Origin of the sequence: Streptomyces sp. NPDC056486, assembly GCF_042795295.1 — a bacterium.
In the GTDB taxonomy this organism is placed as follows: Bacteria; Actinomycetota; Actinomycetes; order Streptomycetales; family Streptomycetaceae; genus Streptomyces.
Map to the genome: position 1 here is coordinate 1 of NZ_JBHTSF010000178.1, position 17,190 is coordinate 17,190.

Here is a 17,190-nt window from a genome sequence, read left to right on the forward strand (position 1 = left end):
GCGGTGCCCGCACGGGGGCGGGCACCGCCTCGACCTCCACCACTACGGGGAAACTCCTCGGCATCGTGGCGCTGTGTCTGTCCGCTGTGCTCTCCGGTGCCACGGGCGCGGCCGCCGATCCGGATGCGACACCGCCACCGCGTACCAACGGCACCACCGAGAAGGTCTACATGGTGAAGGGCTACGACCCGCCGACACGTGGCACCAAGCCCGGCGTGAGCTGCACGTCCCGCTGGAACACTGCCGAGAAGGCCATGAAGCGCTGGGGGTGGAGAGGCAAGTTCGTCCAGGTGAAGTTCTACAACGGCGACACCCGCTGCGACCTCTCCCTATCCATAATGAGCAGCCGCGCACGAACTCTGGGGGACGGGGAAGAAGATGGCACGGTTGCCAGATCCACAGCGCTCGAGGGCCGTTCTTATCGGCTGCAGTAGGTATGCGGACCTGCCTGAGATTCCTGCGGTCCGCAACAACTTGACGGATCTTCAGGAAATCCTCGGGGGGGCCGGAAGCTTTCGGATACCTACTGTCATCACCGAGCCCCGCCATATGGATGAGGTTGGCGAAGCGCTCGAGCGGCAGACGGACGAGGCCTCGGACGTGCTGCTTCTGTACTACGCCGGTCACGGTCTCGTGGGCGAGGATGGGCAGCTGTACCTCGCGTTATCAGGCACTACGCAGAGCCGACTGCGGCTCTCGGCCCTGCCATTCGAAACCATGCAACGCATCCTGCAGGAGAGTCGGGCACAGGTCAGAATCCTAATCCTGGATTGCTGCTTCAGCGGTCGCGCCTTGGACGGCTTCATGAGCAGCCCCACCCCGGACATTGCCGCGCTCAGTGATATCTCCGGAACGTTCATCCTGTCGTCGGCGACAGCCACGGCCATGTCCCTGGTCCGCGAGGGCGAGCCGTTCACCGCCTTCAGCGGTGAGCTGATCAGGCTCCTCAAACAAGGCATTCCCGGCCCAGCGGAGTTCCTGACCCTCACAGCCATCGCAGCCCAGCTCCGTCACACCATGGGCTCTCTGGGGTATCCGCTACCGCAGGTGCGAGGCACCAACTCGGTAGGCGAGCTGGGCCTGGTCCGGAACCCAGCGTATGACCCGGCAGCCGAGCCAGCCTTCGCGGCACGGCCGACGGTCGATTCCGACACGTCCTCTGGCGCCCCATCCTCCAACCCCGACATCGAAGATATCGAGGAAGTCGAATGGTCTCACGATGCGCCGGCCACGGAGGATCTGCTGCATCGGGCACCGGTAGCGAGGGTGCTCGCTCTGCGTCTGGTAGAGACCCATGTGATGCAGCCCGACTCGTCCTTTCTCGTTCATCTCGATGGCCCTTGGGGCAGCGGCAAGAGTAGTTTGCTGAATCTGTTGGAGGAAAGGGTCGATGACTACTTCCTCGTCGCTCGGTTCGATGCCTGGCAACAGTCGCGGCTTGCACCTGCGTGGTGGTCACTTCTCACGTGCCTTCGCCAGAAGGTCGCGCACAGCCGCACCTGGTGGCTGCGTCCTTTTGTCCGGATCAGGGAGTCGGCCACACGTGCCCGCAGGACCGGTGCACCGTACGCAATGGCCTGTGTCATCGTGGCCGTTCTTGCGGCGGCACTCGGGTATCTCATCTGGCCGAAGAACCCCAGCCTGCTCGGCTGGGAGCAGCAGGCTAAGGCGGCCACGGCGCTACTGGCCGCCTTGGGGACTCTCGGGGCCGGGGCTCTGGTGGCTGCCCGGCTTTTCCTGTGGGATTCGGTACGTGGGGCCAGGCTGTTCGAGCAGACCCAGGCCAATCCGATGGCGGACATCTCCGCCCACTTTCAGTGGTTGCTCAAGCGTGCTGGTAAACCAGTCATCTTCTTCATTGACGATCTCGACAGATGCGACCAGGCGTACGTGGTGGAATTCCTCGACATGATTCAGACCCTGGTGCGCACCGTGGGGAACACGCGCGGTGAGACAAAATGTGCAGCATATTTCGTCGTCGCAGCAGACGGAGTGTGGCTCAGACGCAGCTACGAGACCGCACATGAGTCGTTTGTCGACTGCATTACCGAGCCCGGCAGACCACTTGGCTATCTCTTCCTGGACAAGCTCTTTCAGCTCTCGCTCCCGATGCCGACTCTCTCTGCGGCGGCGCGATCCTCGTACCTGGACCACATGCTCAGGATCACGGAATCGCGCCAGGACCCGCAGAGCCCGCCTTCTCAGGAGCAGTCGCTGCCGCGGGCCGACGGGGACGTATTGGACAGGCTGCGGCGCTTCGAGGAGGGCCGCGCGCAAGCGGTGGCAGCCACGCTGCAGAGCATCACCGAGCGCCGCAGGGCAGAGCACACGCTGCGGAAATTTGCGTCCGTGCTCGGCGACAATCCGCGGGCGGCCAAGAAGTTCCTCAACACGTACAGCATCCTGCGCTCCATTCGGTTTCTGGAGGATGTCAGTGTGGATCCGGACGTCCTGGCCCGCTGGAGTCTGATCTGCGTCCGCTGGCCAAACATCGCGGACCATCTGGCTGCCTGCCCAGAGGCGGTGGAGGGGATCGCTGAACCCTTGTGGAGTTCCGAGCATTTCCCCGCGCCCTTGCTCGCTGCCGCAGAGTCGTCCGAACTCCAGGCCGTCGTAACCTCACCCGATGGTGGACCGCTGACGCCGGAGCTGATCCGCCAGTGCTGCGGTGCTCGCCGGAGTATTGCCAGAGGACAGTGGGATTAATCGACTCTCAATTCCCGGGCCTTATCCACGGTGACACTCGTGCTGCTCAGAACGTGATCAGGCCGCCGTCTACTGGTAGACCTGGTTCAGCGCCCAGATCGCCCAGACGGTCACGGGCAGCGGGATCAAAGCGGCGGCCGTCCGGCAGGTGCACGGCCGCACAGTGGGGTCGGCCGGCGGGTCCGACGTAGTCGACGACCTCGGTGTCCACGGTCTCGCTGTGCCTGAGCTTCACCCAATCTCGCGCGCCGCCCCGATAAAGGCCCCTGGCCTGCTTCGCAACCACACCTTGTGCACAGAAGGGCACTGACCATATTCCTTGCGTCGTGGTTGTGAGCGGGTGGTTGGTGCGGGCCACTACAGACAACGTGGAAGTCCCGCCGGATGGTGCGGCGTTCGACGCGACGCTGCTGGCCGAGGGGCGCGCCGAGTGGCTGCGCGAAGTCGGGCTGGAGCCCGGAAGCCCTTTTCTCATCTCGCCGGACTTCGAGTACGACGTCGTCTTGAACGGGTTCTTCCAGTGAGCGTTTTCCAACCTCACGTTGATGCGTGGTGAAGGACGAGGACGGCCTTCACCATGTCGGTGATCCCGTTGGTGCTGCAGCGGAGCTTCCGCAGAGGACGCCAGTCCTTGAGCGTGGCCATAGCTCGTTCGCCGACGCATCGGATCTTGGCGTGACTGGTGTCGTGGCGGCGCTTCCACCCCTTCAGACGGCGACCGCGGAACGGGACTCGAACAGGCCCGCCGGCGCCTTGATACGCCTTGTCCGCCCAGCACTTCAGGCCCGCCTCGGTGAGCGCGTCGATGATTCCGTGGTGTCGGGCAGCAGTGAGGTCGTGGGCCGATCCGGGCAGGGCGGGCGAGGCCCAGAGCAGGCGTCCGAACGGATCGGCGAGGACCTGGATGTTCATGCCGTGGCGCTTGTGTTTCCCGGAGTAGTACGGGGAGTCCGCAGCGATCCGGTCGATCGGCAGCAGAGTGCCGTCCAGGAGCACGAACGCCTTCTCGCGGATCGTCCGCATCGCCTCGGCGAGTGAAGGTGCGAGGGCGGCCAGGGCCTCGACAGCTTCGCGTATATAGCGGTAGACCGTGGCGATCCCGATGTCGAATCCGGCAGCGAGCTGGGCGTAGGTATCACCGCACCGCAGGTGCGCGAGGGCGAGCAGAGCCTGGCGGCCGACGGCCAGACGTCGCCACCGTGTACCGATCTTCGCCCGCCGCGCGGCCAGTTGACCGGTAAGGAACCGCAGGGTTCGGCTGGACAGATCGATCGAGGATGAGTAGACAAGCATGCGAAGCTCCTGGCAGGCACGGGTGATCTTGGTCGAGAACCCGCCCACCAGGAGTTTTGTCGTTGCGCAGAGGCGTTCACCTTGCGGTCAGCATCGGGATGCTGGAAATCGCTCACTGTCCAGTCACGGCGGTGAGCTCGGCGATGAATCCCGTTCGTGACCTCGACGCGGCCGGCTCCCGGAGCCGATGTTCAGCACATCGGCCGGTTGCCTATGAACGAGTACTCATGCAAGAGTAGTCGTATGTCATCGATCAAGTTGTTCATCCTCGACACGTTCGCGAGGAACGGCGAGATGCACGGGCACAAGGTGCGCCTCCAGGCCGAGCGAGAACATCTGCACCTGTGGACGGACGTGTCCGTGGGCAGCCTGTACCAGGCGATCAAGCGCCTGCTGGCTGAGGGCTTGCTCGAAGAGGTCAGGACCGAGAAGGAGGGCAATCTGCCCGAGCGTCAGGTGTACGGCATCACCGGCGAAGGGCGGCTGCGTCTCAAGGAACTCCAGTCCGAGAGTCTGCGCCACATCTGGATGAAGCCGGACCCGTTCGACCTGGCCCTCACCCGCCTGGACCCGGAGAAGCTGGACGAACTCCACACGGTGATCGCATCCCGGCTGGATGAACTCGCCTCCATGCTCTCGGAAACCGAGGCGCTGAACGCCAACGCCATCGACGGCGGTTACCTGACGGTGAGCGAGGCACTGGCGGTCAGTCACAGTGCGCACAGGCTGCGCGCCGAGATCGCCTGGCTCCAGGAGGTCCTGGACGCGGTGCCCGAGATTGTCACCGATGAACGGACCCGCGAGCCCGACACCCTCTGAATCACCGGACTCCGCCCCCCTCAATCCACCCGCGTTGCAGTCGGCGCGGCATCGCCCGGTAAGGAGCACGCCCCATGTCCGAACTCATCGAACCCTTCACCCTGTCCGTTCCGGAGGAACAGCTGACCGACCTGCGTGAGCGGCTCTCCCGCACCCGGTGGCCCGATCCAGAGACCGTTCTGGACACCAGCCAGGGACCCCAGCTGGCGAAGCTCCGCGCGCTGCACGGCTACTGGCTCAACACCTACGACTGGCGGCGGTGCGAGAAGACCCTCAACGGCTTCGGCCAGTCCCGCACCATCATCGATGGCCTGGGCCTTCACTTCCTCCATGTGCGCTCGCCCGAGCCGGACGCCCTCCCGCTGGTCATGACCCACGGATGGCCCAGCTCCGTCCTCGACTTCCACAAGGTCATCGGCCCACTGACCGATCCCGCGGCCCACGGTGGTGACCCGCGGGACGCCTTCCATCTCGTGGTGCCGTCGCTGCCGGGATTCGGGTTCTCCGACCGGCCTACGGAACCCGGCTGGGGATTCCCCCGGATCGCCGATGCCTGGATCACGCTGATGGACCGGCTCGGCTACCGGCGATGGGGCGCCCAGGGCGGCGACCTCGGATGCGCGGTCACCGACGAGATCGGCCGCAAGACCCCCGACGGATGCGTCGGGCTGCACCTCAACTTCGCCATGTTCCCGCCAACACCCGACGAGATCCGGGACGCCACCGAGCATGAGCAGGCAATGCTCGACAGCGCCGCCTACTTCTGGGAGAACCTCTCGGGCTACGCCAAGGAGCAGGCAACCCGCCCGCAGACCATTGGCTACTCCCTCGCGGAGTCCCCCATCGGCCTGGCTGCCTGGATCTACGCGATGTTCCAGGACACCTGTGGCACGCCGGGGGACGCGGAAGCATCTTTCACCCTGGACGAGCTGCTCGACGACATCATGCTCTATTGGCTTCCCAACACCGGGACCTCCTCTGCGCGGACCTACTGGGAAATGGCACGGTCGGCACGGCCCTCCGCGCCGAACGCCGCCGCACCGATCGCACTGCCGACCGGATTCAGCATGTTCCCGCAGGAGCACGTCCGGAAGTCCCAGCGCTGGGTGGAACGCCGCTACAGCAGCGTCGTCCACTTCAACGAGCTTGAGGTGGGCGGGCACTTCGCGGCCCTGGAACAACCGGCACTCTTCGTTGACGAAGTCCGGACCACCTTCCGTTCCTTGCGCTGAGCGCACCGCCGGCATCGGCACCTCCTACCGACAGCTTCCCCCCAGAAAGGCGATACCTCATGACACCCCTGCCCGGCGAACTCCTCAAACTGCTGAACCGGCCCAGCCCCTGCTTCATCGCCACCACCATGCCGGACGGCTCGCCTCAGCTCACCCAGACCTGGGTCGACACCGATGGTGAACACATCCTCATCAACACCGTCGAGGGCTACCGCAAAACCAAAAACGTTCAACGCGACCCCCGTGTGGCCGTCAGCATCGCCGACCCGGATGACACCTCCCGCTACTTCTCTGTACGGGGACGCGTCACCAGCGCCACGACCGACGGCGCCGCCGAGAGCATCGAACACCTCGCCCAGAAGTACACAGGCCACCCCTACGCCTCTTACGGCGGCCCGGGCCAGACCCGGCTCCTGCTGACCATCACCGTCGACTCCGTCATCCATTCCCCCATGCACTGAAGACCAAGGGGACCGTCATGGCCAGCTTCCCCCACAGCGCCGGCACCGCCCGCCCCTATGTCTGGGCGCCGGATCAGTCCCCGGCCTACTGGAACGTCGGCACGTACTGGAGAGTGCTCGCCGACGGCAGCCAGACCGACGGCCGGTCCTGCACGTTCGAGGAACTGTGTCCACAAGGACTCGTCTCCCCACCGCACGACCACGACAAGGAGGAAGAGGCGTTCTTCATCCTCGAAGGCAGCCAGCTCCCTGGGCAGGTTGTGCCCGAACGGGGCAATGCCGACTGTTCCGTTCCAGAGCACGGCCTGCAGGCACTCCTGGACAGCGCGTACCACCGGACCCTCGCGCGGCTCCGCCGTTCCCGTACGAATGCCAGATCGGATCCGTGCCGTCCGGGAACTGGAACCAGCCGTCTGCCAGGTCGGCCAGCTTCGGGCAGTCGCGGCGGGCCAGTGGACGCGCAGCACCGCGCCGACTGGGTCGACGCACAGCTCGTGCACTGTCAGACCGGTCTCGTCGAACGACCCACGGGTCAGAGCGACGTCGACCAGTCCGGCGCGCAGTCCGCAGGTCAGATCGGTCAGGTCGGTCTCACGGATGCGGACCTCGAAACCTGTCCGGATCACCGACATGGTGAAAGCCGTCCTCGTCCTTCACCACGCGTCAACCTGAGGTTGGAAAACGCTCAGTCTTCTTCGTGGTTCCCTGACAGAGCTGTCTGTGAATCTCGTTCGGGCACAGCAGGCGGCGGAGCCTAGGAGGAAGGCACTCCGCCCGGAATGGGCAGCCGCGTCGTAGTTGGCGATCCGTGCCGCCAGCGCCCGCGGGCTCACAGCATGCCCGTTCTCCCGGTCGGGGTTGGCACCGGCTTTCAGCAGCAGCCGGATCGTCGCGCCCTCGTCCTGAGAGCAGAAAACTGCCCTTGGCAGCGGCGTATTGCTGTGATGATTCGCAGCGTTAATTTTCGCACCTGCGACCAGGAGGCCCTCGATGGTCAGTGGCCCGTCCCTGTCACCGTGTCACCCAGGAGATCCTCAGAGGTTGGTGTCGGTGTAGCGGCAGCCAGGCGTCGCGGCCTCGATCACCTTGACGCCGTCATGGGGGGCGAAGTCCTTCTGGCAGTCCAGAAACATCAACCCGGCTGCCTTGATCTGTTGGGTCACTGTTGCTTCGCTCCCGTCGGCGGCTGCGCTCACTCGCACCGAGAATCCGTTGCCGAGCAGCTCGCCGACCGGGCTGCTGGTCGCATCGCTCTTCTTCAGGAACTTCTCGAGAACGCTCTTGTCGATCAGACGGAACTCAAGGTTCGCGTCCTTGTAGCGGCACCAGCCCTTGCGGTTCACGCCGCGCGCCTTGTCGACTTCGTCGATCTCCGGATCGTCCTTGGTGAGCTTCAGGCATGGGCCGACAGTCGGCTTCAGGACAGCTGCGATGCCGTCGAGCGAGGCAGTTTTGGGCAGAGTCCTTGCCTGCTCGTTGCTCTGGCTGTCGCCTCGTGGCGTTGCTGCCCCGGTGGCGGGGGAGCCCTGCTGGGGCTTCTGATCGGCAGAGTCATCATGGAGCTGCTGGTAGAGCGCCAGCCCTCCGCCGATGAGGGCCAGCAGGGCCAGTCCGCCGATTCCCAGTCTGACGTTACGACGCGAGATGTTGATGTCCCGGCCAGCAAGCTGGTTTCCGTCCCCAACGCTCCCTCCGACGTTGATGCCGCCGGCCGTGATGCCGGGCCCTGCGTGCTGTTGTTGCTGGACCGGCCGTGGCGGCTGCTACGGCCTCACGCAGCTCCTCGGCGAACTGTGCGTCGGCTGTTGCCTCTGATGTCAGGGCGTCGGAAGCTTCCTGTTGCCGCTGGTCGTTCTGTGGATCCTGCTGGAGCCGCAGATAGGCCTGGGCGCCGGAGGGGCTTCCGGCAAGCCGTGACGCGATGAGGTCAGATACGGCCTGCGTTGCTGCGTTCTGGGCAACTCCGCCCACGAAATCCGCAATGAGTGAGACAGCTTGAGAGGAGAGCCCTGATAGTTCCATGTCCACCTTGTGCTCTCGGATCGCGTGTTCGACGCCCTGTACCGCTGCCTGAGGGGACATCATCGCGGTGGTGGACGGTGTCTGTCTGACACTTCTGACTCTTCACCCCACTGAGCCTGCCCCGGTTGCCGGATGGCATCGGGTGGGGCGGCCGTGCATGCGGTGGTGTGCCCCGGGGTGTCGCCGGCCGGGTGGTACCCGTGGCGCTACGTGTCACTGCCCGGGGTGCCGCCCGGGCGAAGCTGAAACGTGTCGGCGCCTGTGGCCCACGGCGAGGGTGGTGAGGGCAGCTACCGCGAAGGAGAGCAGGGAGGCGCTCATCCACGGTTGGACGGTGAAGCCCACGGCGTCCTGCAGCCAGGCCCAGAAGTCGGACCAGCCGGCGATGTTCGTCGGTGCGATCAGTTGGTAGGTCGCGAAGCCGAGTGCCCAGGGCAGCAGCATGATCCGGCGGGTGGGGGCCTGTTCTGAGACGTCCCAGGTGCGGTGGCCGCCGAGTACGAAGAAGTCCACGACGAGGACGGCGAACATCGGGATGAAGACCGCGCCGATCAGGTAGAGGAAGCTGGCGTAGCTGTCCATGTTCACCAGAAGTGCCAGGGCGGTGGCCAGGGTGCCGCTGATCAGGCACAGGATGCGGCGGTCGGCCCGGGGCAGCAGGTTCTGGGCGGAGACGGCGGTGGAGTAGACGTTGGCGAAGGACTGGTCGACCTCGCGCAGGACCAGGACACCGAAGCAGATCACGCCGACGCTGGTGGCGGTGAAAGGGTCGAAGACCCTGTACGGGTCGGTGGTGTCGAACGCGATCATGGCGAGGGCGGCCACGCCGAGGACCGAGCCCGCGACGCCCGCGAGGGTCTGGCCGATGACCAGGCCGCCGAATGCTTCCTTCTCGCTGCGGGAGTGCCGCGAGTAGTCGGCGACCAACGGCAGCCAGGAGATCGACACGGCGATCACGCTGTCGGCGGCGAACCAGAAGTCCTTCCATGAGCCGCCCTCCATCGGAATGCCGCGGCCGGCCAGGTCCCAGCCCAGGTAGCAGATGGCCAGGACGACGGCGATGGTGACGTAGCGGCGGATGATGCGCAGGGCGCCGAGCGGGCGCAGCGTGAGCGCTGTCGTCACCGCGCCCGCGACGAGGACGTACAGCCAGCCGGGTCCCGGCTCGCCGAAGGCCTGGCGGGCCAGGATCTTCAGGCCGGTGGAGATGACCACCAGCTCGAAGACGGCCCAGCCGACCATCTGCAGCACGTTGAGGACGGTGGGCAGGTAGGACGCCTTCGCGCCGAACAGGCCGCGCAGCAGGACCATCGAGGGCGCGCCGGTTCGGGCCCCGGTGATGGCGGCGAGGCCGAGGGCGACGGTGCCGATCAGGGTGCCGACGACGGACGCGGTGACGGCCGCTGCGAACGACAGGGTCGGACTGCCGGTGCCAAGGGGGTCGAGGACGACCAGCATGCCGCTGAAGCCGAGCAGGCTGACGCCCAGGTTGGCCCAGAAGGCGCCTTGGTCCAGGCCGCTGAGAACCTTGGGTGTGGGCTGGTCGAGGGTGAGCGGCGCCTCGTTCGCCGGGGCCGGTTCCGGGGTGGTGGGTTCGGTGGTGGTCGTCACTTCGCGGGCTCCGAAACCTGGGCAGGGGCGGCGCCGACGGGCCAGGACTCCATGTGCCAGGCGGCGTCCCAGAACATCCACTCCCAGGTGGACGCGGTGGTGTAGACCGTACGCATCCGTGCGCGGGTGGCCGGGTCGGCCTGGTCCGCAAGCCGGTTGACGATCTGTCGGGCGCGTTCGGTGGCGGCTTCGAACTCCTCGTCGGCATACGTGCCGATCCAGTCGCCGTAGGGGTGGGTGGCGAGGTCGCCGGCTCGCTCGAGGAGCGCCCGGCCCACCTCGGCGTAGATCCAGAAGCAGGGCAGGACCGCGGCGGCCAGCTCCGGGTAGCCCTGGGTGTGGGCCACGGAGAGCAGGTAGGAGGTGTATCCGGTGCAGGTGGGGGAGGGCGTCCAGGCGTCGATGTCGACGACGTTGCTCTCGTGCAGGGAGCTCTCGACGACCACGGCGTCGTGGGCGGACTTCGCGAAGAACGCGATGTCCTGCGGCCGGTCCGCCTTCGCGGCGGCGCTGGCCAGCGCGCGGGCGTAGCCGTGCAGGTAGTGGGCGTCCTGGGCCAGGTAGTAGACAAACTTCTGCCGGTCCAGGGTGCCGTCGCCGAGGGCAATGACGAACGGCAGCTTGTCGATGGCCGCACGTATCTCGGCCGTGGCCGTCCACAGTTCGTCGCAGAACGTTGTGGTCATGGGGCTCAGCTCCAGTACTGGTGGAAGTGGTGGACGGGTCCGTGGCCGCGGCCGATATGCAGGGTGTCGGCCGCGCGCAGGGCCCCGGTCAGGTACGCCTTCGCGGCACTGACGGTGGTGTGCCAGTCGTCGTGCTGCGGGCGCAGGGCGGCTATCGCGGCGGAGAGGGTGCAGCCGGTGCCGTGGGTGTTGCGCGTGTTGACGCGAGGTGCGGACAGCTCGGTGACACCCGCGGCACAGGCGCCGGTGGCGCGCGTGGCGTCGACGAGGATGTCCACGGATTGTGCGTCATGTGTGTGGTGGCCGCCCTTGAGGAGGACGCGCCTGGCGCCGGTTTCGAGGAGTGCGTGGGCCTGCTCGACGGCTTCTGCGCGGTTCTTTGCGGCGGCGATGCCCAGGAGGTCGCCGGCCTCGGGGAGGTTGGGGGTGATGAGGTCGGCCAGAGGCAGGAGACGCTCGCGCAGTACCGTCACCGCATCGGCCTCGAGGAGGCGGTGGCCGCTGGTCGAAACCATGACGGGGTCGAGGACGACGCACCGGGGGCGGTGCCGCTCCAGGGCTTCTGCGACGGCTGCGGCGATGGCGGCGTCGGCCAGCATGCCGATCTTGACGGCGTCCACCGGGACGTCGGCGAACAGCGTGTCGAGCTGCTCGGTGACGAACGCCGGGGGGACGGCATGGATGCCGGTGACGCCCAGAGTGTTCTGTGCGGTCAGGGCGGTCAGAACTGCTGTTCCGTAGGCGCCGTTGGCGGAGAACGCCTTCAAGTCGGCTTGTATCCCGGCGCCGCCGGAGGGGTCGCTGGCAGCGATGGTCAGGGCGATGGGCGGGCTGGTCACGCGGGGATCTCCTGTCGCAGGGTGCGAACGAGAAAATGGGCTGCGGCCTCGGGGTCGGGCTGCCCGCAGACCGCGCTGACGACGGCGATCCCGGCCGCGCCACTTCCCATGACCGCAGCGGCCTCGGACACGCCGATCCCGCCGATGGCCACGCAGGGCAGCGGGCTCTCCCGGACGATCCGGGCCAGGCCGCCCAGACCGAGCGGGGCGTCCGCGTCTGGCTTGGTGGACTGCGGGAACACCGGACCGACACCGAGGTGGTCGACAGTGTCCGGCACGTGCGCCAGCTGCTCGGGACGGCTGACGGACAGGCCGATGTACGCATGGGGACCGAGCTGGCGCCGGGCGCTCTCGGGGCAGACGTCCCGCTGCCCGAGGTGGACGCCGTCCGCGTCCAACCAGACCGCCACGTCCAGGCGATCGTTGACGATCAAGGGGACGCCAGTGCCCGCGAGTTCGGCCTGGATCGCCCGGCCGAGTGAGAACAGCGTGCGGGCGTCCGCGTCCGGATCGCGCAACTGGACGGCGGTTACGCCGCCCTTGACGGCCGCCGCAACGGTAGGGCCGACACCGCGGCGGCCGCAGAGCCTGGTGTCGGTCACGAGATACAGGGACAGGTCCAGAGGAGGTCGCATGGGTGAGTCCTTGGCTCCCAGCCGGGGAAGGGCGCGGGAAACGCATCGGGAGGTACGGGGGAAGGCAGGCCCTGACGTGCAGGGACCTTGAGTTGTTCACCGGGGCGGGAGGGGGACAGGGCAGCCAGACTCGGTGTTGAGGGCGCGCCCCAGGGCGGGCGGGCACTGTGCAGCGGGTGGCGTCCAGGCCACTGCTCACGCAGGACCCCGCGGTACGCGCATGCTCAGTGCAGGTTGAGAGCCTCAGCGAGCCGCTCAGGGCTGAGCTCGTACAACGCGTCGATCAGGGCGACCGCGAACGTGCCGGGCCCCGCAGAGCGGGTGGCGGCGTCCTCCGCGGCCACGGTGAGCAGACCGGTCGCGGCAGTGGCGGCAAGGAGCGCGTCGCCGGTGACGGCTGTGCAGGCGGCCACCAGAGCGCCCAGTGAGCAGCCCGTTCCCGTCACCAGAGTCAGCAGCGGGTGCCCGTTGGCCAGGCGCACCACTCGCGTCCCGTCCGTGAGAACGTCCACCGGACCGCTCACCGCGACCGCGCAGCCGTAGCGCCGGGCCAGCGCGCCCGCCGCGGCCAGCGCCGCCTCCGGGGCGTCCGTGCTGTCCACGCCGCGCCCACCCCTGCCCCCGTCGAGTGCCAGGATTTCGGAAGCATTGCCGCGAACGACCGCCGGGGGTGCGCTCTCCAGCAGTTCGTGGGCGAGCTCGGTACGCCAGGGCAGCGGGCCGACCGCCACCGGGTCGAGCACCCACGGCCGCCCGGCCCCGGCCGCTTCTGTCACCGCGACACGCATCGCCGCCGCAGTCACGGACGTCACCGTTCCCAGGTTGACCAGGACACCCCCGGCCACCCGGGCCAGCGTTCCGGCCTCCTCCGCGCTGTGCACCATCGCGGGGGCAGCCCCCGCCGCGAGCAGCACGTTCGCGGTGAACGGCGACACCACGACGTTGGTCAGGCAGTGCACAAGGGGTGCGGAGGTCCGCAGAGACGCGATCACATCCGCCACGGCATCACGGGAAACGGCAGTGCCGTGCCGGGCAGGTACGGAGGCAGTATCCATCGTCAACACTCTTCCTACGCCGGCATTACCCGGTCCAGGTTCATGCGGTCGGCGAAAGGGGAGCAAGTCCCGTCCGCCCTCTCAGCCCGGCTACTCCCGAGCTCCCGCGGTGGTCGCTACGCAATGTACCTCCTTCGGGAACGCAAGTTCGCACTCGGGTACCTCACGAAACGACACGGATTTGCTGGCGGAACCGACGGGGGATCCTCAGGCCGCAAGGGCCCGACCTGTCCGCATCGGCTGATGCCGCAAGCGGGCTGGTGGAGGGCCGCGCCCGGGTACGGGACTTCTTGCGACACCGCATCCACCGTCTGGACCGGTGCTTGCGTGCCTGCCCCGGCGAGAGGGAGCGGCGCCTGGCGCGTGCTGGGGAATGGGTGTCACCGAGTTCGCGGCCGAGTGGGCCCGGCATCCGGTGTTCCGTTCCGGCTGCTGCCACCGGAGCAGGGCGCGACGCGCGGAGCCGAGCGGATCTGATACGGGATCAGGTCCGCCCGGCCGTCGTGCGCGGAGAAGGAAGGGTCAGCAGCTCAGGTTGGAGCCCGGCGTGGTGCCGAGGACCTGGGCGAACTGCTTGTAGCGGTCGACCCGGCTCTGGACCTGGCCGGGGTTGCCGCCGTTGCACTCCAGGCTGCCGTTGATGGCGCGGATGGTCTCACCGAAACCGCGGCTGTTGACCATGGCGTTGTGCGGTGTCATGGTGCCCGGACCCGACTGCGTGTTCCAGTACCAAAGACCGGTCTTCCAGGCGACCGCCGGGTCGCGCTCCACCAGGTAGGGGTTGCGCAGGAGATCGATGCCGAGCGCGTCGCCCGCCGCCTTGTAGTTGAAGTTCCAGCTGAGCTGGATCGGACCGCGGCCGTAGTACGCGGCCTGTCCCGCGGGGCAGCCGTAGGGCTGGTTGGCGTCGCAGTAGTGCGGGTAGTTGGCCTGGTTCTGCTCGACGATGTGGACCAGACCGCCGGTCTCGTGGTGGACGTTGGCGAGGAACGCGGCTGCCTCCTGGCGCTTGATGGTGTCGCTGCCGGTGTTGGCGAAGGCCGGGTACGCCTTGAGTGCGTCGGTCAGGCCCTTGTATGTGTAGAACGAGTTCCGGCTCGGGAACATCTGGTTGAACTGCGCCTCGCTGACCACGAATCCTGACGGGTTGGGGTTGCCCGGATCGGTGCCACCGCCGCAGGTGCCCGCGTCCGCCCAGACGTCGGTGCGGCCCGGCGTCTCGTTCTGGGTCCACCACTTGGCGGTCCAGTTGTGCCCGTTGTACGAGGCGCTGTTGCCGCCCGTGTAGACGGAGGAGGAGTTCCAGGGGGTTGCGCACGCGGCGGCGGACGCCGTGGTGGCGGCCGGGCCAAGGACGATCATGGCGCAGAGCGCACCTAACGCTGCTGCGAAACTGATGAGACGTTTGATCACGCGACATCTCCTATCAGGCGGGCTGGAGGCGGGTTCCACGCCGCCATGGGGGTGTCGGAGACTCAAGCGAAATGGTCTGAACCTGTCAAGGTCTGGACCAATTCTGGTGTACGGCTGGCCTGAACTCGCCGCGCACCGCCGCCCGCACGGAACGGAGCACGGTGAACGAGGAAACCGCTCTCGCGTCCTCAACCGGCACGTGGCGCTCGGGTGTGGCGGCGGCCGGGACGGCGTCCGTGATCGACTCCCGGGCGCGCAACCAGCAGGGCCGGTCGAGTTCAAGACGGGGTTCGTCGTCCCTGCCGACGGCGATCCCGCCGTCGCCCGCGAAGGTGCGTGCGGCCGCGTCGAGGTACGCGCGGGGCACCGAGAGCAGCCGTGCCGTCGTCAAGGTCGACCAGGCCGGTCGTCGCCCACCGGCGAGGCGGCAGGTTCGGGCAAAGGGGGCGGCGCAATAGGCCGACAGCAGACGTTTCCACTTCATCGGTTGTTGATGCACCGTCAATCCGGGGCTCTTAGGTTCCGCAATCGCCTCTCGCGACCCCGCCGCCCAAATGGTGCGGCAGGGACGGTCACGAACCCCTGGAGTGATCAAGTGGAACGTCGTAGTTTCCTGCGCGGTGCAGTCGTCGGCGGCACGGGGCTCGAGGACTTCCTCATCCAGAGGCGTAACCAGTGGGTTCACAACCCGCGCGGCGTGTCAGATCCGCCGGAGTAGCTGAGTTCGGAGCAACGGCCCCCAAAGGGTTCAGAAAACCGCCAGCCGGTGACCGACGTCGTCCGGGCGGAGGTCCGGGTCACCGGCCTGTGCCGACGGTAGGCAGACGTTGACTGGCTGCGGCCTTCTGAACTCGTAGGCACCAGATATTGAGAAGGCGATCAAGCACTCTGGGGGAGGAGCTCTCATGACCATTATCTCTCTGGGCTGCAAAGCGTCAGAAGCTGAGACGGGACGACAGTCGAATTGCGACGACCGCAAGGGGGGCAAGTGGGGAGGTTGTCGGCATAACCCGGTAGGTGAGGTGGCTGTACCCAGCGGATCGGCGGGGACTCCGTGAGGCCGTCGCTGTCCTTGACCCAGTGCAGGGCGAGCTAGCCGGATCGTTGTTCCTTGGTCCTGTGGTCAGCCCGGCAGCGCCAAAACCGCCAGTGGCGAGGTCTTGCGCGATGCGGACTTGAGGCGATCGGCAGAAACATGAGATCGGGCCGGTGCTCTGGTGTAGATATGCCGCTATGCCCAACAGCTTGTTCGAGCGCGTGCGCAAGGTATCCGACGAGGTTACCGACTCGCGCTTCCGAGTCCTCCGCGACCACCACATCCACCAGGCCACCCGGCGGCTGATGGATGAAACCTTCACCACGTTCCGCGGCGCCGACCGAAGCTTCATCCGCGAGTTCCAAACCGGTGGCTTCTCCCCTCGCGTCCTGGAGCTGGCCCTGTTCGCGGCGCTTCATGAACAGGGACATACCCTCGAACACACCGGAGGCGCACCGGACTTCCTCGTCGGGGGAGCCAATCCGGCTGCCATTGAGGCCACCACCAGTAACCCCGCCCAAGGTGCGTCGCCTGAGGCTGATCTCGAGCAGCTGCCACAGGGGAAGCACCCCTTGATTCCCGCCGACCTGGACGATGCCGAAGCCGAGTTCGTGTTCCAGGCCGCCAAAGCGCTGCGCCGCAAGCTTGAGAAGCGGTCTTCCCAAGGGCACGCCTACTGGCAAGCTCCCCATGTACAGGGTCGCCCGTTCGTGATCGCTCTCGAGTCTTTTCACCACCTCAGCGCGCTCTTCCACACTGTCGCCCCGCTGTCCAACTACCTGTACGGGCGCCGCGACGTGGCCAAGCGCGACGACCAGGGCGCCCTCATTCTGACCAGCGAGAAGATCACGGAACACTGGCGCGGCGACACCAGCATCCCCAGCGGCTTGTTCGCTCAGCCCGAAGCCGCACACCTGTCGGCCGTCATTTTCTCCAACAGCGCCACGGTCGCTAAGTTCCACCGCATGGGCACCGAGCTGGGCTACGGCCCGAAGGATGTCGCCTTGCTGCGTTACGGCGGCTTGCCCGACCCGGACCCCAACGCGGACCGTCCCCTCGAGCACGCCTACGTTGTGGGGGACTACGGCCCCGAGGAGCGTGAGACTTTCAGTGAGGGCTTCCATATCTTGCACAACCCATGGGCGAGCATCCCGATCACCGACGGTTCCTTCCCTGGCTTCACTGAACATCGCCTGCGGGACGACGGGCTGGTCCTGACGACCGCCAGCCGGCCCGACTACTTCACCTCACACACTCTCGTCTTCCATGCGCCCGATGCCCGAGCCAGGGCGGGTGACTACGCGGAGCGCTACCAATCCGCCGCTGCCTCCTCCGGCTGAAGCCGTGCCGACCGTCCCCGCGACAACGCTGCCGGGACGGTC

At 66.9% G+C, this 17,190-nt stretch carries 15 protein-coding genes, 2 pseudogenes and 1 riboswitch; of the genes and pseudogenes, 7 read left to right on the plus strand and 10 right to left on the minus strand.

The window, feature by feature from the left end; translation table 11 throughout:
• The 3 genes and pseudogenes from ACFQ7F_RS39420 to ACFQ7F_RS39430 form a co-directional block, all read left to right on the plus strand.
• Positions 1–434, plus strand: a pseudogene (locus ACFQ7F_RS39420) (hypothetical protein); the annotation flags it as partial.
• Positions 379–2,706: a P-loop NTPase fold protein gene (locus tag ACFQ7F_RS39425; protein ID WP_383282063.1), complete on the plus strand. Its 2,328-nt coding sequence runs from the start codon at positions 379–381 to the stop codon at positions 2,704–2,706. The pseudogene ACFQ7F_RS39420 and the gene ACFQ7F_RS39425, both read left to right, overlap by 56 nt.
• Before the next feature lie 368 nt (positions 2,707–3,074).
• On the plus strand, positions 3,075–3,230 hold the full coding sequence (locus ACFQ7F_RS39430; RefSeq protein WP_383282065.1) for a hypothetical protein: 156 nt from the start codon (positions 3,075–3,077) through the stop codon (positions 3,228–3,230).
• A gap of 13 nt (positions 3,231–3,243) precedes the next feature.
• On the opposite strand, the gene ACFQ7F_RS39435 is transcribed toward ACFQ7F_RS39430, so the two are convergent.
• Positions 3,244–3,999 carry a transposase family protein gene (locus tag ACFQ7F_RS39435; RefSeq protein WP_383282068.1) on the minus strand — a complete coding sequence of 252 codons (756 nt, stop codon included), beginning with the start codon at positions 3,997–3,999 and terminating at the stop codon, positions 3,244–3,246.
• Between the two features lie 243 nt (positions 4,000–4,242).
• Here ACFQ7F_RS39435 and ACFQ7F_RS39440 point away from each other — a divergent pair, with 243 nt between their 5' ends.
• The 3 genes from ACFQ7F_RS39440 to ACFQ7F_RS39450 all read left to right on the plus strand — a co-directional run bounded on the left by ACFQ7F_RS39440 (position 4,243) and on the right by ACFQ7F_RS39450 (position 6,511).
• Positions 4,243–4,818: a PadR family transcriptional regulator gene (locus tag ACFQ7F_RS39440; RefSeq protein ID WP_383282071.1), complete on the plus strand. Its 576-nt coding sequence runs from the start codon at positions 4,243–4,245 to the stop codon at positions 4,816–4,818.
• A 74-nt stretch (positions 4,819–4,892) separates the two neighbouring features.
• Positions 4,893–6,050, plus strand: a complete 1,158-nt coding sequence (locus ACFQ7F_RS39445) for an epoxide hydrolase family protein (RefSeq protein WP_383282074.1) — start codon at positions 4,893–4,895, stop codon at positions 6,048–6,050.
• Between the two features lie 59 nt (positions 6,051–6,109).
• Positions 6,110–6,511: a PPOX class F420-dependent oxidoreductase gene (locus ACFQ7F_RS39450; protein WP_358633917.1), complete on the plus strand. Its 402-nt coding sequence runs from the start codon at positions 6,110–6,112 to the stop codon at positions 6,509–6,511.
• 239 nt (positions 6,512–6,750) lie between these two features.
• On the opposite strand, the pseudogene ACFQ7F_RS39455 reads toward ACFQ7F_RS39450, so the two are convergent.
• The 9 genes and pseudogenes from ACFQ7F_RS39455 to ACFQ7F_RS39495 all read right to left on the minus strand — a co-directional run.
• Positions 6,751–7,119, minus strand: a pseudogene (locus ACFQ7F_RS39455) (LysR substrate-binding domain-containing protein); the annotation flags it as partial.
• A gap of 426 nt (positions 7,120–7,545) precedes the next feature.
• A complete protein-coding gene (locus ACFQ7F_RS39460) occupies positions 7,546–7,854 on the minus strand; it encodes a hypothetical protein (protein WP_383282077.1) in 309 nt (102 codons plus the stop codon).
• 892 nt (positions 7,855–8,746) lie between these two features.
• Complete coding sequence (locus ACFQ7F_RS39465; protein WP_383282080.1) at positions 8,747–10,144, minus strand: purine-cytosine permease family protein; 1,398 nt, start codon at positions 10,142–10,144, stop codon at positions 8,747–8,749.
• Positions 10,141–10,830: a thiaminase II gene (gene tenA, locus ACFQ7F_RS39470; protein ID WP_383282083.1), complete on the minus strand. Its 690-nt coding sequence runs from the start codon at positions 10,828–10,830 to the stop codon at positions 10,141–10,143. The genes ACFQ7F_RS39465 and tenA overlap by 4 nt, the downstream gene beginning before the upstream one ends.
• A gap of 5 nt (positions 10,831–10,835) precedes the next feature.
• Entirely contained in the window at positions 10,836–11,669 is an 834-nt protein-coding gene (gene thiD, locus ACFQ7F_RS39475; RefSeq protein WP_383282086.1) for a bifunctional hydroxymethylpyrimidine kinase/phosphomethylpyrimidine kinase, read from the minus strand.
• Positions 11,666–12,304: a thiamine phosphate synthase gene (thiE, locus tag ACFQ7F_RS39480; protein WP_383282089.1), complete on the minus strand. Its 639-nt coding sequence runs from the start codon at positions 12,302–12,304 to the stop codon at positions 11,666–11,668. Before thiE ends, thiD begins: the two co-directional genes overlap by 4 nt.
• A 224-nt stretch (positions 12,305–12,528) precedes the next feature.
• Complete coding sequence (gene thiM, locus ACFQ7F_RS39485; RefSeq protein WP_383282092.1) at positions 12,529–13,305, minus strand: hydroxyethylthiazole kinase; 777 nt, start codon at positions 13,303–13,305, stop codon at positions 12,529–12,531.
• Between the two features lie 47 nt (positions 13,306–13,352).
• Positions 13,353–13,477, minus strand: a riboswitch (TPP riboswitch).
• A gap of 404 nt (positions 13,478–13,881) precedes the next feature.
• The gene (locus ACFQ7F_RS39490) at positions 13,882–14,721 is read right to left on the minus strand and encodes a glycoside hydrolase family 19 protein (RefSeq protein ID WP_383282101.1); all 840 of its coding nucleotides are present in this window, start codon (positions 14,719–14,721) and stop codon (positions 13,882–13,884) included.
• Positions 14,722–14,857: 136 nt separating this feature from the next.
• On the minus strand, positions 14,858–15,256 hold the full coding sequence (locus ACFQ7F_RS39495; RefSeq protein WP_383282095.1) for a hypothetical protein: 399 nt from the start codon (positions 15,254–15,256) through the stop codon (positions 14,858–14,860).
• Between the two features lie 749 nt (positions 15,257–16,005).
• Between ACFQ7F_RS39495 and ACFQ7F_RS39500 the strand changes: the two genes are divergently transcribed.
• Positions 16,006–17,148 carry a hypothetical protein gene (locus ACFQ7F_RS39500; protein WP_383282098.1) on the plus strand — a complete coding sequence of 381 codons (1,143 nt, stop codon included), beginning with the start codon at positions 16,006–16,008 and terminating at the stop codon, positions 17,146–17,148.
• Positions 17,149–17,190 lie beyond the last annotated feature (42 nt).